Consider the following 14,541-nt stretch of genomic DNA (forward strand, 5'->3'; position numbering starts at 1 on the left):
CGATTTATGACGAAGCAGTGCATAAAAATCCTTATGAAATCTGACTCTGCGAATTGATCAGCGTTTCCCCAGGGCAGGGAAACGGACTGTATATCCTGCTCCTTCGCACCATAACTTATGATAGAAGAGGACCCAGTCTGTGGCAGCGGCCATTTCCCACATATACAGATCCGCTGCAAAGCGGCTGTCCTGTCCAGGGCTCGTGTATCATCTCTGTAAGTATGCAGAACCTTCATTCCAACAGCCCCGCAGCCCTCAGGACGAATTGCTGCCTCATCCACTTGACTAAGCCTTCCGTTTCCGCTATTGTAAAGGCAGAATAAGGAACGGAGGCAGCCTATGTTTTCAAAATTTCAGGATTTCCTGCTGGTGGTGGTCCTTTTCTATGCCATTTACCGTATCGGTTTTGGCGAAGGAGTGACCACGGTGAACCTTTTCATCCTTCTCTGCGCCGTGGTGGCCGTTATCTCCATGGCCCTGAAGCGGTCCGGCGCCTATGACCGGGCGCACAGGGAAAAGGAAGAGGCCATGAAAAAGAAAAATGAAAAGGACCAATAAAAAGCCGAAAGGCTTTTTTATTTTGGCTTGTGCAAGGAATGCAGGACTCGTCGTCCGGTCAGAACCGGCTGATGCTGCCTGTACAAAAAGTTTCCCAATGAACAAGAGGAACTGCCAAGGGCTGTGGGAATGACTCTGCCTCGGAAAGTCCGGTCTTTTCAGCAGGGGGTAGGATTGAAAACCTATTCAAAAGCATGCTATTGAAACGCTGGCCTCTTTATGCTATGATACGGGGAAAACAGGAGGTACAGAAATGGCAAATCCCGATTGTGCAATACTGATCAAACAGATTAACGATGCCCTGTTTAAAAGAGCCAATAAGCATTTGGCTGCCAGCGGGCTTACCCTGTCTCAAATGAGGCTGCAGCAGCTGCTGATAGAGGTGCCCGGGCAGAGCATGTCCTTCAAGGAGGTGGAACATCGGCTTCATGTGGCCCAGTCTACCACAGTAGGGCTTATCGGGCGCCTGGAAAAGAAAGGACTCGTCAAGACCTGGACCGATGAATCGGACCGCCGTACCAAGATGGTCTGTCTGACGGAAGAAGGAGAAGAATGCTGCCAAAAAGCTGCATCCTTTATGGCTGAAGATGAAGATTGGCTGACAGAAGGGATGGATGAGAAAGAAATTGCTGAACTCTATCGTTTATTGAGCCATATAAACCATCATTTGGAATCTTTGTGATTTATAACCGCCAATCCTGATGGAGATGGGGTATGTATCCGGCCTGGATGCATGGATCCTGCAACCTTTATGGATGGCGGGAATTTTTAAAGTCAATTCAATAGCATCATATTGAAATAAAAAGGAGAAAAGTATGATCTATCGTAATCCATGGAAGGGAATGGCCCTCCTTGCCTGCTGCGCAGGTCTGTTCCTGCTCGCCGGCTGCGGGAGCGGGCAGAAGGATACTACTGTATCAACGGCTTCCGTGAAGGCCATAAAGGTTATCAGGCAGGATATCCCACTCACCTATGAATATGCAGGCCAGGTGAAAGGGGTGGACGAAGTGGCAGTGCAGGCCAAAATCTCAGGGCTGGTGGTGGAGAAATATGTAAAGGGCGGAGAGATTGTACAGCAGGGACAGCCCCTGTTTCGTATTGATTCCCGTCAGTATGAATCGGCTCTTTCTTCCGCCCGGGGAGAAAAAATCAAGGCAGAAGTCAATCTGAGGAATGCCCGCCGCCAGCTGGAACGGGATCGGAAACTTTATGGGGCCCATGCTATTTCCCAAAAGGAGATGGAGGACCAGGAGGATGATGTCAATTCCTATGAAGCGGAACTGGAAACCAAAACGGCAGATTTGGAAAAGGCCCGGCAGAACCTGAATGACTCCATGGTGTATGCCCCGCTTTCCGGCCGGCTTTCGGTGGATGATGCGGCAGTAGGTACCTATGCATCTGCAGGATCTACCAAACTGGTGACCATCGGCTCATTGGATCCGGTGTATGTGGAGTTCAATGTCAGTGAGAGCGACTATCTTGACAATATTGCAGGTGATGGTTCAGCGGATGGATCCCATCTGACCATTACTCTCGGCAATGGGAAGACCTATCCCCAGGAAGGGAGAATCGTGCAGGCGGACCGCTCCATGGATACCGGTGCCGGCACGCTGACTATCAAATCGCTTTTCGAGAACCCCGACCATACGCTTCTTCCGGGTATGTATGCCCGGGTCAAATTCATTGGAAAAACTGTGCCTGACGCCCTGCTGGTTCCCCAGCGGGCGGTGCAGCAGCTCCTGAACCAGGCCTATGTAATGACAGTAGCCGATGATGGCACGGCGGTTTCCAAAAATGTCACACTGGGGCAGAAAGTAGGAAGTTACTATATCATCGAGTCCGGGCTGGATGAAAATGATGAAGTCATTGTAGGAGGATTGACCAATCTGAAAGATGGGGCTACCATTTCTTCTTCCCTGGTGACCGGTGAATCCCTGGGGCTTTCTCTGGGGGACAGTGTAAAACAGGATGGGGAGGCAGGAAATGGCTGATTTCTTTATCAGAAGGCCCATTTTTGCTATCGTCATTTCCCTGATGATTGTGATTTTGGGAATCATATCCGCTGTGCAGCTGCCTATTGCCCAGTATCCGGAGATTTCTCCCCCTACCGTATCGGTCAGTACCACCTATACCGGGGCCAATGCCAGTGTCATCAATGATACGGTGGCGCAGATCATTGAAGATGAGGTAAATGGTACCCAGGGATTGGATTACATGAGCTCCAGCGCTGATGATACCGGCAGTTACAGCCTCAGTGTCAAGTTTGACCTTGGTACGGACAGCGATATGGATGCCGTAAAGGTGCAGAACAATGTGGCCGTAGCCAATGCCAGCCTTCCGACTGATGTGCAGTCCGTGGGGGGTGACGACCAAGAAATCCTCCAGTGATATGGCCTATATGGTATCCCTCTATTCGCCCAATGGAACCTATGACAGTACGTTCCTGAAAAACTATGCGGATATTTATATTCTGGATGATCTCAAAAGAATCAGCGGGGTGGGGGATGTATCTACCTTTGGCTCTGACTATTCCATGCGAATCTGGCTGGATCCGGATAAGCTTTCTAACTACGGACTTACTGTGTCAGACGTGAAATCGGCGATCCAGGAGCAGAACGTGCAGGCGCCGGCGGGGATGGTGGGCCAGTTGCCGGCTCCGGATAATCAGGAAAAACAGTATACCGGGCGGATTGAAGGACGACTCAGCACGCCGGAGGAATTTGGAAATATCATTCTGAAATCCGGCAGCGGCGGCTCCTTTGTCCGGCTGAAAGATGTGGCCCGTGTCGAGACCGGTGCAAAGACAAATTCTATGATTTCTGAAGTGAACGGTTCTCCTGCGGTCGGGTTTGGCGTAGAGCTGACCAGTGATGCCAATGCCATGCAGACTATCCAGAAGGTAAAACAGGTCCTTGCAAAGGCATCCAAAAATTTTCCCCGGGATATAGAGTACAAGACCATCATTGATAACACGGAATATATCAGCGAGTCTATCAAGGAAGTGGCTAAGACCTTTGCGGAGGCCCTTCTTCTGGTGGTTCTCATCGTTTTCATTTTCCTTCAAAACTGGCGGGCCACCCTGATTCCGGTCCTTGCCATTCCGGTTTCCCTGGTTGGGACGTTTGCTTCTTTTGAAATACTCGGATTCTCTATCAATACGCTGACACTCTTTGCCATGGTTCTGGCCATAGGCCTGGTGGTGGATGATGCCATTGTGGTTATCGAAAATGTGGAAAAACATATGGCGGAAGACCATGTGGGACCAAAGGAAGCTACCCGATCAGCCATGAAAGAAGTACAGGGGCCGGTCGTGGCCATTGCCTGTGTACTGGCTTCTGTATTTGTGCCGGTTGCATTTCTTGATGGCATGACCGGCGTCCTTTATAAGCAGTTTGCCCTGACCATTGCCGTTTCCATGGCACTTTCCGCTTTTGTGGCTCTGTCCCTGACGCCGGCTCTCTGTTCCCTTCTCCTGAAACAGGAGGATAAGCAGGACTATAAAGGGATTCCTGGCAAATTTTTCTGCTGGTTCAATGGATGGTTTGACCGCATGCGGGACCGGTATACCGGCGCTGCGGGATGGTGGATTTCCCATGCCAGGCTGGCTCTTGCTTTTCTTCTGATTGTCTGCGGCCTTACAGGAATCTGTTACCATCTCCTGCCGTCCACGTTTGTCCCTGATGAGGACCAGGGGTATTTTCTGGTGTCCGTCCACATGCCGGAAGGTACGTCACTGAACCGTACAGATACGATGATGAATGATATCGTCAGTGATATCCGGAAAGTGGATGGAGTCAGTGCCGTGATGAAGGCTTCCGGTTATGATATTACGGTATCCGCCAATAAATCGAACAGTGGCACCTGCTTCGTCAGCCTGACGCCCTGGTCTGAACGGATGGGACGGGATCAATCGGTGAGCTCCATCGTGGCCAAAGTCAATGGGATTGGCCGGAAACATCCCGACGCCTCGGTCAGTGCATTTACCACACCTACCCTTCCGGGCTTGGGGATGGTAGGTGGCTGGACCATGGAACTGCAGGACCTTTCCAGCCATTCCGATGAAGAACTGAATGAAATTACCCAGAAAATCATTGCCGCAGCGGCTAAACGGCCGGAATTATCCGGAGTCCATACGACATACCAGATCACATCTCCTGTTTACCAGTATGACCTGGACCGGGATAAGATTAAAAACTACGGAGTTTCCCTGTCCGATGTATTTACGGCTATGCAGGTCAATTACGGCGGATATCAGGTCAACGATTTTAATTCTTTTGGGCGGACGTATAAAGTCATGCTGCAGGCCGATTCCCGGTACAGGAATGATGTGGATGGCTTGAAGTTCATCTTCGTTAAAAGCGCATCGGGCAGCATGGTACCTCTGGAAAATCTCCTGAAACCAAAGGTGACTACGGCGCCATCAATCATTTCCCGATTTAATGGGAAACGAAGTGTCAGTATCCAGGGAAGTACAGCTTCCGGCTACAGTTCCGGGCAGGCCTTGAGTGCCATGGAAGAAGTAGTCAGGGAAACGGCACCGGATGGATTCGCAGTAGAATGGTCCGGCCAGAGCAGGGAGGAAAAAAATTCATCTTCCTCCATGTCCAAGGTCATGGTACTGGCCCTGCTCTTTGCTTTTCTCTGCCTGGCAGCTCTCTATGAAAGCTGGACCATTCCCTATGCGGTCCTTCTTTCCGTGCCTTCCGGTATCTTTGGCGCTTTTTTCACGGAGTACCTGCTTCGGATCATGGAAAGAGCACTCGGTATCACTAATGCCGGCCTTCAGGACAGTGTATATATGCAGATCGGAATCATTATGATCATAGGCCTGGCGGCAAAGAACGCTATCCTCATCGTGGAATTTGCAAAAGTCCGGACAGATGCCGGCATGGATGTCATCGAAGCGGCCCTGGAGGCGGCGTCTATGAGACTTCGCCCTATCCTGATGACCTCTTTTGCCTTCATTATCGGCTGCCTGCCACTGGCTGCAGCCGGCGGTGCCGGTGCGGCAGCCAGAAACAGCATGGGAACCGCCGTGGTGGGCGGTATGATCTTTGCTACGGCCCTTGGCATATTTCTGGTTCCCGCTTTCTTCGTGGTGATGGAAAAACTGTCTACTTCCTTAAAAAGGAAGGGAAAAAAGAACATGCAGAAAATAGGAAAACAGGCCCGGACTTGATTCCATACTTATTGGTACTATACACCTGTTTTATTGAAAAGCACCGGCTCATTCAGCTGTTCTGGATGAACCGGTGCTTTTCTATCCGTATAGGGGCAGACCGGACTCCGGAGTACCGAATTTTCTGCCTTGGGAGGCCTATCCCTGTGCCTTTGGTGCACTCCTTTTGCAAAGGGAAGCATGGTGAGATTTTCCGCCATTTTTCTTTTCATCCGAGATGACAGGTGAATCTATGCCGTACAAACCTTTTCTCACTCCGCTTCCGCCATATCATAGAAGGGAATCCCTTTGGTTCCCTGGTTATGGTCAGACAGGAAGAGGGTCACCATCAGACCATCGTCCTTTGGTTCTGTGAGGACGGTGATGTAGACGAGCTGGGTTACGCCGCCCTGGGTCAGGAGAAATTCGGCGCTCCCCATGCCATAGGGACTGCCATCATCGGCGGTTTTGCTGTCCCAGCCGCTGTACTTTTTAAGGCGGATATGGGAAGAGGGATGGGCGGTCAGGTAGTCTATGTGGTCATTGGTAAAAGTTTCCCTGCACCGCTCTTCCCAGGTGCGGGCATCTTCCGGAGCGAGATGGAAATGGATGCGGAAGCCCCCGTAGTATCGGCGGCCCTGGAGACGGATCTCTTCCAGGGATACGTCCTGCCCCGTAGATACGATGAGGTGGGCCAGTTCTTTGTTCCAGGAAGGATGGCCGGGGAACAGGGCCAGGTCCTCCAGCTGGGCTGCCAGTTTTTCTTCCAGGTCTTCCCTTTGGAAGAAGGCTTTCATTTCTTTTCCCATGAAAGTGCTGTCCGCTGACTTTACGGTAATGGTGGTTTCCATCATGCGGGCATAGCGGGAAGAAAAGGTGAGGGCATTCAGAAGGATAATGCCCACAATGGCCAGCAGGGAAGCCACGGTAATGATTACTTTTTTCATAGAATCCTCCAATAGGGTGTTGAGCTTATTATAGCATTCATGGGGCATTGTGGCTGGAGTCGGAGAAAACTTGTGATATGGTCCGATCGGATGGATGGTGCTATAGCTTCGCCCGTTCACCGGAAGGCCGCTGCCCGGGACCGCCAGACCCTGTTTTATATTCCTTCCTTGAGCCCTGGCCAAAGCTTGTATACCGGCAAAGTCTTTTTCCCGTTTTTGTCAAAATGCCGCCGATTATGTTAGAATGAAGCAGAATCTATTCTGACATAACTTTCCGAAACTGTGAGCTTTCCCGAAGAAGGACTCACATTGAATTCGGGACATCTTAGGAGAAACCAGGGGATGGTGAGTGGATTGGCCGGAGAACACAGTGAAACAGGACGCAAGATGTCCATCATGCGGATTGTGCAGGTCCTGATCCGGGAATCGGACCGGGAGCATCCCCTGACCCAGCAGGAAATACTGGACTATATGGAAGAAAAGTACGGCATGACGGTGAGCCGGAAATCGGTGGGAAGAAATCTGTCCCGCCTGAAGGAAGCGGGTCTCCCTGTCATGTGCCGGGAAGTAAGCCGGGTGGTGAATGGGAAGGAGAGCTCCCTTTCCTTGGACTGGTACTGGGACCATGAACTGTCCCGGGAAGATTTGACAGTGCTCATCGACCTTCTTTATTTTTCCCACCTTCCTTACCAGCAGGTTCGCCAGCTGTCGGAACGGCTGAAAAAACTGCAGAGCCATACCTTTGAAGACGGAAAAGAAAACGTCCGGAATCTCCCCTCTTCCCAGAAGTGGTCGGATCCGGCAGGTACGGTGGCCATCCTTTCCAGGGCCCTGGCCGAAAAGAAGCAGGTTTCCTTCTACTATGACCATTACGAGGCCGATGGAAAGCGGCACCATGACTGCACCGTATCCGGAGAGCCCCGTCTCTATAAAGCCAGCCCCTACCAGATTACCGCATCTGATGGGGAATACGTCCTTCTCTGCAGTTTGGAGGGAAGCGAGGAAATTTCTGCATTTTCCCTTGCTTTTATGGCGGAGGTATCCCTTACGGAGGAATCCCTGCGGCCCCAGAAATCCCTGAAAGGTCCGGACCAGGACGGAAAGCTTTCCGATTACCTCTATGCCCACCAGGAAATCTATGCAGGAGCCCCGGTGACCTGTACCTTTGAGGCAAACTGGCACCTTATGAGTTTCATTGTCAGGGATTTCGGGAAAAACGCCCATATCCTTTCGGCCCGGCAGGACCTGGTGGTGGTGGAGGTGACCCTTCCGGCGGCGGCCATGAAAGCCTGGGCCCTGAAGCATGCGCCACTGGTGAAAGTAACAGCTCCTTCCTACCTGGTGAAGGAGGTCAAGGAGACGGTAGATGGGCTGTACCGCCTTTATGGACAGCCATGATGGCCCTCGAAATTCTGGGAGCCCTCCTGCTTCTTCTGCTGGTTCTTCTGCTCATCCCGGTCACCTATTCCGTGAGTTTCCAAAAGTGGCAGCTGGCTATAGGCATCCGACTTTTCTTCGGATTATTCAGTAAACATAGAGACATCATTTTCCATGAAGAAAAGGTGGAGGATGAAAAACCGGAAGAAGACATAGAAGATAAGTCGAATAACCGGGACCTGCACGAAGTGGCAGAAGAACCGCCTGAAGAGGGTAAAATACCGGAAGAAGACGGCGATTTTGAAGAGGCGGAAATGGAAGGCCCGGTTGTGGAGGAAGAAGGGGAGGAAGAAGAAATCCCTTCGGAACCGGATAAGCAGGAGGAAGTCTCCCTGCTGGCCCAGATCCGGTTTGCCCTGGACAACGGATTGGCGGAAGAGCTTCTCTCCGCCGCTGCCAGGCTCCTCTCCCACAGCTTTCCATGCAAGTACCATGCAGAAGGGTCCCTGGGACTGGGAGATCCCATGGATACGGGTGTCCTGTGCGGTATGTTCTATACTCTTCTTCCGGAAGCGGCGCTCTCTATCCAATGGGTGTATACAGAAAGAATCTGTACAGTCAAGGGATATGTCCGGGGACGGATTATTCCCTTATATGTCCTTTATATAGCATTACGGCTTGCGGTATCTAAACCGGCAAGAGAATTCTGGCATTTCAGACAAGGGGGAAATGACAATGGATGATGAAGTAAGAAAACAGATTTTTGAAGATTTCAAGAAAATGATTACCACCGAGTCCGTGGTGGGACAGCCCATATACCTGGGGGATGCTACCATTGTTCCCTTCGTGGATATATCCTTCGGCTTCGGCACAGGAGCCCATGGAACGGCCGCTGCCGGCGGCGCCGGCGGTGGCAAGGTGACGCCTACGGCAGTGCTCATCATGAAGGGGGAACGGGTAGAACTCTTCTCCATTAAGAATGCCTCCGGCAACGGAACCATCGATAAGGTACTGAACATGGTGCCGGAAGTGATTTCCCACTTCACGAAGAAAAAAGAAAAGAAGGAAGAAGTCCGGGAAGCGGCGCTGAAGGAAGCTAAAGAAGCCATGGCGGAAGAAGCGGAAACAGCGGCTATTGAGGCGAAAGGGGAATAGGGCCTGACGGCCCTGGGCAGCGGCCTCTGGCCGGGGCTCTGCCCTCCGGACAGGGCTGTGACTTCGTCAGGGCAAAGGCTTCCGCCTGGGGGTAAGGAAGGAATATGGAATGGGGCTGGCGGCCCTGATTACACCTGATTGACTGACGGTCATTAAAGTACCGTGAGAAACGATGGTTACAAGAAATTTACCCCGTTTACCATTGACACCTGCCCCTTCTTTGATTAGAATAAATACATGCTTACTTAAGACTCTCTCAATTAAGAGCCTTGTTAGGAGGAACATATGAAGATGAATAAAGCAGTAGCAGCAGTGGCTGCTGGTATGATCGCATTCGGTGCTATGTTTTCTGTTTCCGCAGCCGGAATCGGCTATGTAAATTCCAATGCCCTTCTCGCAGCTCACCCGAAGATGCAGAAGGCCCAGCTCGATATGAGAGCAGCTGCCCAGAAGGCAGAAGAATCTTTCAAGAGCCGTTCTGCCGGTAAGACAGACCAGGAAAAACAGCAGATTGCTACAGAACTCCAGAAGGAAATGGACCAGAAGGAAAAGTCCACCATGCAGCCCATCCTTTCTGATATCATGAAAGCAATCCAGCAGGTTCGCCAGGAAAAGGGCCTCGATATTATCCTTGAACAGGGTGCAGTCGTTGACGGCGGTGTAGATGTCACTTCCGCTGTAGCCCAGAAGCTTTCCAAATAAGTCATATTGAATGAAAGAATACCGCAGTATCTATGGCTGCGGTATTTTTATGTGTTGAAAGTTTTAGTATAATAAGGAGACAATGGGGCTAAGGGTTGTGGGTGAACGCCGCTTCGCCGGCCAACCACTTTTAGCTCCATTTATACATCCTGGCTTGTAGTTTATTACGTACATTCTCAAATAAAGGAGACAACCATTATGGATAAATTAACTGCTTTATGCAAAGCTATGATTACCTATGACAAGGGAGATCCCCGGAGAATCCACCATTTCCTGAAAGTTCACGCCTTTGCCCGGCAGATCGGCATGGAAGAGGAGCTCGACGAGAAGACCCTTTTCCGCCTGGAAGCGGCGGCCTACGTTCACGACATCGGCATCCATGAAGGGGAGAGGCGCTTTGGCAGGAATGATGGCCAGATCCAGCAGGAACTGGGACCCGATGAAGCCCGGCCCATGCTGGAAGCACTGGAATTTGAAAAAGACGATATCGAACGGATCTGCTGGCTTGTGGGCCATCACCATTCCTACGGAAGCATCGATGGCCCTGATGCCCAAATCCTGGCGGAAGCAGACATGCTGGTGAACCAGTATGAAGACGGGGCGCTGCGGAAGCAGAATGAAGCCCTGTACCATCGCCTCTACAAGACCGCACCGGGAAAGCGGATGTTTGAAGAACTCTATTTTGAAGAATACAAGCCGGAAAACAAATGAGAGATACCTCCCTTGTGTATCCTGTCCGCAGTGATGGCGCCATTCTTCTTGGCCGGAAACGGAGGGGCATGGGCTATGGGAAATGGAACGGCTTCGGCGGAAAAATCGAGGCCGGCGAAACCATGCGTCAGTGTGCAGCCCGGGAACTCCGGGAAGAATGCGGCCTTCTCATGGCACCAGAGGACCTGGAAATGGTGGGAGACCTCTATTTCCACCAGCCTTCGGACCCCGAATGGTCCCATGCAGGCATCGTCTATTTTGCCAGGAACTGGCAGGGAGAGCCCCACCTGTCTGATGAGATGGATCCCCGCTGGTTTTATCCGAAGGATTTTCCCTATGACGATATGTGGATGGCGGACCGGGTATGGCTGCCCATGATTCTCAGCGGCCGGAAGATCCGGGGCACCATTTATTTTGCAGAGGACGGGGAGACCGTCTTCGATTATGATTTCCGGGAAATGAGATGACTGCAGAAATGACTGAAAAGAACAGGCCCGGCAAGGACTGGCCGGCTATTCTCCTTTCCTGGTTTGACCGGAATAAAAGGGACCTTCCCTGGCGGGAAGATAAGCCCAGGAATCCGTACCATGTCTGGATTTCAGAAATCATGCTGCAGCAGACGAGAACGGAAGCGGTGAAGCCCTATTTCAACAGCTGGATGGAACGGTTTCCTACCATCCATGACCTGGCCTGTGCGGACGAGGCGGATGTGCTGCACCAGTGGCAGGGGCTGGGGTACTATACGAGGGCCCGGAACATTTACCGGGCGGCGAAGGAAATGGAAGACCATTACGGCGGGAAGCTTCCGAAGGATAAGGAAGAAATCCTGTCCCTCCCCGGCATTGGCGGCTATACGGCAGGGGCCATCCTGTCCATGGCCTACGGGAAGAAGGAAGGCGCCATTGATGGTAATGTGCTTCGGGTCTATGCCCGGCTGTACTGTGTGGAAGAGGATATTCTGAAGACCGGTGGCCGGAAAATTATTGAATCCCTGGTGAAAGATACCCTGCCGGACCGGGCCGGTGATTTCAATGAGGCCCTCATGGACCTGGGCGCGGAAATCTGTATTCCCAGGAGCCCTCGCTGTGAGTCCTGCCCCCTCCTGTCCCGGTGCCGCGCTTTCTATGAAGGAAAGGAAAAGGAACTGCCGAAAAGGACGCCGAAGAAACCGCAGAAAGAGGAGGAAGCGGCCTGCGCCATTATCGTGAAGGATGGAAAGGTGCTTCTTCACAAACGGCCGTCCAGGGGCATGCTGGCTTCCATGTGGGAATTTCCCATGGCCCTTTCCGGCGGGGCAGAGGAGGCAAAGAAGAAACTGGAAGCCGCTCTTTCCGGAAAAGCGGGAGACTGTCTCTGGCAGTACCGCCATGTCTTTACCCACCGTATCTGGCACATGAAAGCGTACCGGATGGAGGACTGCCGAGTTCCGGAAGGGGAATATGGATGGTTCGCGCCGGATGAATACAGGGAAATTCCCCTGGCCGGACCTCACGCCAGACTGGCGGCTTTCGTAGAACAGATGATAAGGTAGCAGGGAATGGTGGCTGGGCACTCTCAGCACGGCCGCAGGCCGAATTCCATGTTTTCTTCTTGAGTCCAGGCGAAAGCCTTATCCCTGACGAAGTCACTGCCCCGTTCGAAGGCTGGAGCCTTAGCTGGAGGCCGCAGCTGCAGCCCTGGCCGAAGGCCACTTTTAAAGAAAGGAGCGCCTATGTTTGAGCGGATGATACTGACCCTGTTCTCCATTCTGGGACTTTTGAATGGAGTCTTTTTTTCTATCATCTATCGAAAAAGTAAGTTCTATATATACATTGTCCTGAGCCTCCTCATCAGCCTTTCGGCTGCCGGATTCTTTCTCTGGTATGCCCGGGGCTATGACAGCCTCGGCAGCTGGTCCCTGTGGCTGGGATACCTCATGTGTGGTATCATGGTGGCGGAAATCATAGCAGCAGCGCCCCTTTTTGCCTGCACCATGCTGTCTTTCTTCCGAAAGATCCGCAGCATTGCCCGGATAGGGGCCGTCCTTTTTATGGCCATGGCCCTTGGCATCGGCGTGTACGGCGCCATCGACGGGAACTGCAGTGAAGAAGTGGCCCATGTGGATGTGTACGTAGAGGGACTGCCGGAAGCCTTTGACGGGTACAAGGCAGCCCAGATGACCGATACCCATATTGGCCCCTATTTCCGGTACACCGACCTTCCCGGAGAAATCAGGAAAGCCCGGCTGGAGGGAGCCCAGGTCCTCTTCTTTACGGGAGATCTGATTGATGACATCCGCCACATGCCGGAAGCAGCCCAGACACTCTCCACGTTTTACGGCGTCTTCCCGGATGGTATTTTCTACGTCTGGGGAAACCATGAATACTACCGGGGGAAAGACTACATCGAAGAAGAACTGGAAAAAACGCCGGTGCAGATTCTTGCCAACGAACACCGGGCCATTACAAGAAACGGGGAAACCCTGTACGTGGCGGGGGTGGACTATCCCTGGGCCCGGGGAGAGGCTATGAAAGAAGAAATGGACGAAATGACCGATGAAGCTTTCGAAGGCATCCCCGCCGGGGCGCCGGTGATCCTTCTGGCCCATCACTCCGATTTTCTGGATGAAGGATTCAAGAAAGGCGCCATCCTCACCCTCACCGGCCATACCCATGGCACCCAGTTTGGCCTTTTCGGAAAGCCCCTGTGGACCCCATTCACCTACACCCGGGGCGCCTACAGCGACGGCACCCACCTGGGCTACGTTTCCCGGGGTGACGCCAGCTGGTTCCCCTTCCGCTTCAGTTGCGAGAGGGAGCTGGTGATTTTCACGTTCCACAGAAAGTAAGCGTGTGTCATGGTGAGCGTCTCAAAGGGGTAAATGGTTCGTAAAGGTTAGGGCTTTCACATCGCTGCGCTGGTGAAAGCGGGTTGTGGGTTAACGTCGCTGCGCTCGTTAACCGGGTGGGGCGCTCCGTTTAAAAGGTAGGAAAGCCTTATATAACGCCCGCTGGTGACGGCTGATGTATGGAATGGCGGCGAAACCGCGGATTCACCTTATCACCCCGGCGCGAAGCACCTACCACCCGGTGAACGAGCATGGCGATGTTCACCTGCCACCTTTAGCCCTTTTCATCCGCTTGGGATACATCTGTGGGAAACCAATAAAAAAACACGGATACGAATATCCGTGTCTATACCGGCACCTCCTGTCAGCTCTTGGAAGAGGACAGGGTGGTGTCGATTTTATTTTCCGGCTTTTGGGAAATCTGGACGATGTCACTCCGGATCTGTTCCATTTCATCGTTGTTGTCTGACGTCAGGACCTTCAGGGTGACCGCAGACTTGTCCGCATTGGTCAGGGGAAGTTCGATGGTCTTGGACATGGTGTTATAGGAAAAGGCCACATCCTTGCCGCCTTTCTTCGGAGTAACCACCAGACGGCCGCCATCCACCACGCCGGTACCGGAGAGGGAGCCATCCACTTCTTTGCTGCCCTGCTGCACTTTGTGCTCTACGGTTATTGTCTTATCGTCGTTCCGGGTGAAGGTCACGGTTTCCAGGTTCCGGATATGATCGCCGGACCAGTTCACTCCGGCGTCCTGCACGCCCCACCAGGTGCCCTGCCAGGGACCACCGCTGATGAAGTGGACGTAGGCGAAGAAGCCGCCTCCAATCAGCAGGATGGCAATCACGATGGCTGCCAGGTATTTTTTCATTCTTCCACATCCTTCAGAGAAAAAAGCGTAAATATACTTTATAATATCAAAAATCGGCGATGAAAAAAAGGGAGAAGTTGAGATAGCGGGGACTGTATTTGCAGGGGATGGGTTAAGGAAGCACTGATTAAATCGTTGTCCGATTTCATTCTTGGATTTTTATGCAATGCGAGGAATAATTCGACGCGAATAGCGAGCTATTTAAGGCAGCAGTCCTGCATAGGACTGCTGAGCC

At 52.2% G+C, this 14,541-nt stretch carries 15 protein-coding genes; 13 read left to right on the top strand and 2 right to left on the bottom strand.

Annotation, left to right across the window (positions count from 1 at the left end; translation table 11 throughout):
- Positions 1–339: 339 nt before the first annotated feature.
- The 5 genes from QZR21_RS04840 to QZR21_RS04860 all read left to right on the top strand — a co-directional run bounded on the left by QZR21_RS04840 (position 340) and on the right by QZR21_RS04860 (position 5,737).
- The gene (locus tag QZR21_RS04840; RefSeq protein ID WP_296097893.1) at positions 340–558 is read left to right on the top strand and encodes an RNA helicase; all 219 of its coding nucleotides are present in this window, start codon (positions 340–342) and stop codon (positions 556–558) included.
- Positions 559–811: 253 nt separating this feature from the next.
- Positions 812–1,240 carry a MarR family winged helix-turn-helix transcriptional regulator gene (locus QZR21_RS04845; RefSeq protein WP_296097894.1) on the top strand — a complete coding sequence of 143 codons (429 nt, stop codon included), beginning with the start codon at positions 812–814 and terminating at the stop codon, positions 1,238–1,240.
- Positions 1,241–1,373: 133 nt separating this feature from the next.
- Positions 1,374–2,549, top strand: coding sequence for an efflux RND transporter periplasmic adaptor subunit (locus QZR21_RS04850; protein WP_296097895.1), 1,176 nt, complete (start codon positions 1,374–1,376; stop codon positions 2,547–2,549).
- A complete protein-coding gene (locus QZR21_RS04855) occupies positions 2,542–2,946 on the top strand; it encodes an efflux RND transporter permease subunit (protein ID WP_296097896.1) in 405 nt (134 codons plus the stop codon). The genes QZR21_RS04850 and QZR21_RS04855 overlap by 8 nt, the downstream gene beginning before the upstream one ends.
- Complete coding sequence (locus QZR21_RS04860) at positions 2,921–5,737, top strand: efflux RND transporter permease subunit (protein WP_296097897.1); 2,817 nt, start codon at positions 2,921–2,923, stop codon at positions 5,735–5,737. Before QZR21_RS04855 ends, QZR21_RS04860 begins: the two co-directional genes overlap by 26 nt.
- 251 nt (positions 5,738–5,988) lie before the next feature.
- On the opposite strand, the gene QZR21_RS04865 is transcribed toward QZR21_RS04860, so the two are convergent.
- Positions 5,989–6,663 carry a hypothetical protein gene (locus QZR21_RS04865; protein WP_296097898.1) on the bottom strand — a complete coding sequence of 225 codons (675 nt, stop codon included), beginning with the start codon at positions 6,661–6,663 and terminating at the stop codon, positions 5,989–5,991.
- Positions 6,664–7,005: 342 nt separating this feature from the next.
- Between QZR21_RS04865 and QZR21_RS04870 the strand changes: the two genes are divergently transcribed.
- From QZR21_RS04870 to QZR21_RS04905, 8 genes are all read left to right on the top strand, one after another.
- Complete coding sequence (locus QZR21_RS04870; protein ID WP_296097900.1) at positions 7,006–8,061, top strand: YafY family protein; 1,056 nt, start codon at positions 7,006–7,008, stop codon at positions 8,059–8,061.
- The gene (locus QZR21_RS04875; protein ID WP_296974046.1) at positions 8,058–8,783 is read left to right on the top strand and encodes a hypothetical protein; all 726 of its coding nucleotides are present in this window, start codon (positions 8,058–8,060) and stop codon (positions 8,781–8,783) included. Before QZR21_RS04870 ends, QZR21_RS04875 begins: the two co-directional genes overlap by 4 nt.
- Positions 8,776–9,195, top strand: coding sequence for a GerW family sporulation protein (locus QZR21_RS04880; protein WP_296097902.1), 420 nt, complete (start codon positions 8,776–8,778; stop codon positions 9,193–9,195). The genes QZR21_RS04875 and QZR21_RS04880 overlap by 8 nt, the downstream gene beginning before the upstream one ends.
- 285 nt (positions 9,196–9,480) lie before the next feature.
- Positions 9,481–9,897: an OmpH family outer membrane protein gene (locus QZR21_RS04885; protein ID WP_296974050.1), complete on the top strand. Its 417-nt coding sequence runs from the start codon at positions 9,481–9,483 to the stop codon at positions 9,895–9,897.
- A gap of 198 nt (positions 9,898–10,095) precedes the next feature.
- On the top strand, positions 10,096–10,608 hold the full coding sequence (locus tag QZR21_RS04890; RefSeq protein WP_296097905.1) for an HD domain-containing protein: 513 nt from the start codon (positions 10,096–10,098) through the stop codon (positions 10,606–10,608).
- Positions 10,605–11,075, top strand: coding sequence for an 8-oxo-dGTP diphosphatase (locus QZR21_RS04895; RefSeq protein WP_296097907.1), 471 nt, complete (start codon positions 10,605–10,607; stop codon positions 11,073–11,075). The genes QZR21_RS04890 and QZR21_RS04895 overlap by 4 nt, the downstream gene beginning before the upstream one ends.
- Before the next feature lie 8 nt (positions 11,076–11,083).
- Positions 11,084–12,139 (top strand): A/G-specific adenine glycosylase, encoded by a 1,056-nt coding sequence (gene mutY, locus QZR21_RS04900; RefSeq protein WP_296097908.1) that lies wholly within the window; start codon positions 11,084–11,086, stop codon positions 12,137–12,139.
- 180 nt (positions 12,140–12,319) lie between these two features.
- Entirely contained in the window at positions 12,320–13,435 is a 1,116-nt protein-coding gene (locus tag QZR21_RS04905) for a metallophosphoesterase (RefSeq protein ID WP_296097910.1), read from the top strand.
- Positions 13,436–13,799: 364 nt separating this feature from the next.
- Here QZR21_RS04905 and QZR21_RS04910 read toward each other — a convergent pair whose 3' ends face one another.
- Positions 13,800–14,306 (bottom strand): succinate dehydrogenase, encoded by a 507-nt coding sequence (locus QZR21_RS04910; RefSeq protein ID WP_296974055.1) that lies wholly within the window; start codon positions 14,304–14,306, stop codon positions 13,800–13,802.
- Between the last annotated feature and the right edge of the window lie 235 nt (positions 14,307–14,541).

This window comes from uncultured Dialister sp. (assembly GCF_900541605.1).
GTDB lineage: Bacteria > Bacillota > Negativicutes > Veillonellales > Dialisteraceae > Dialister.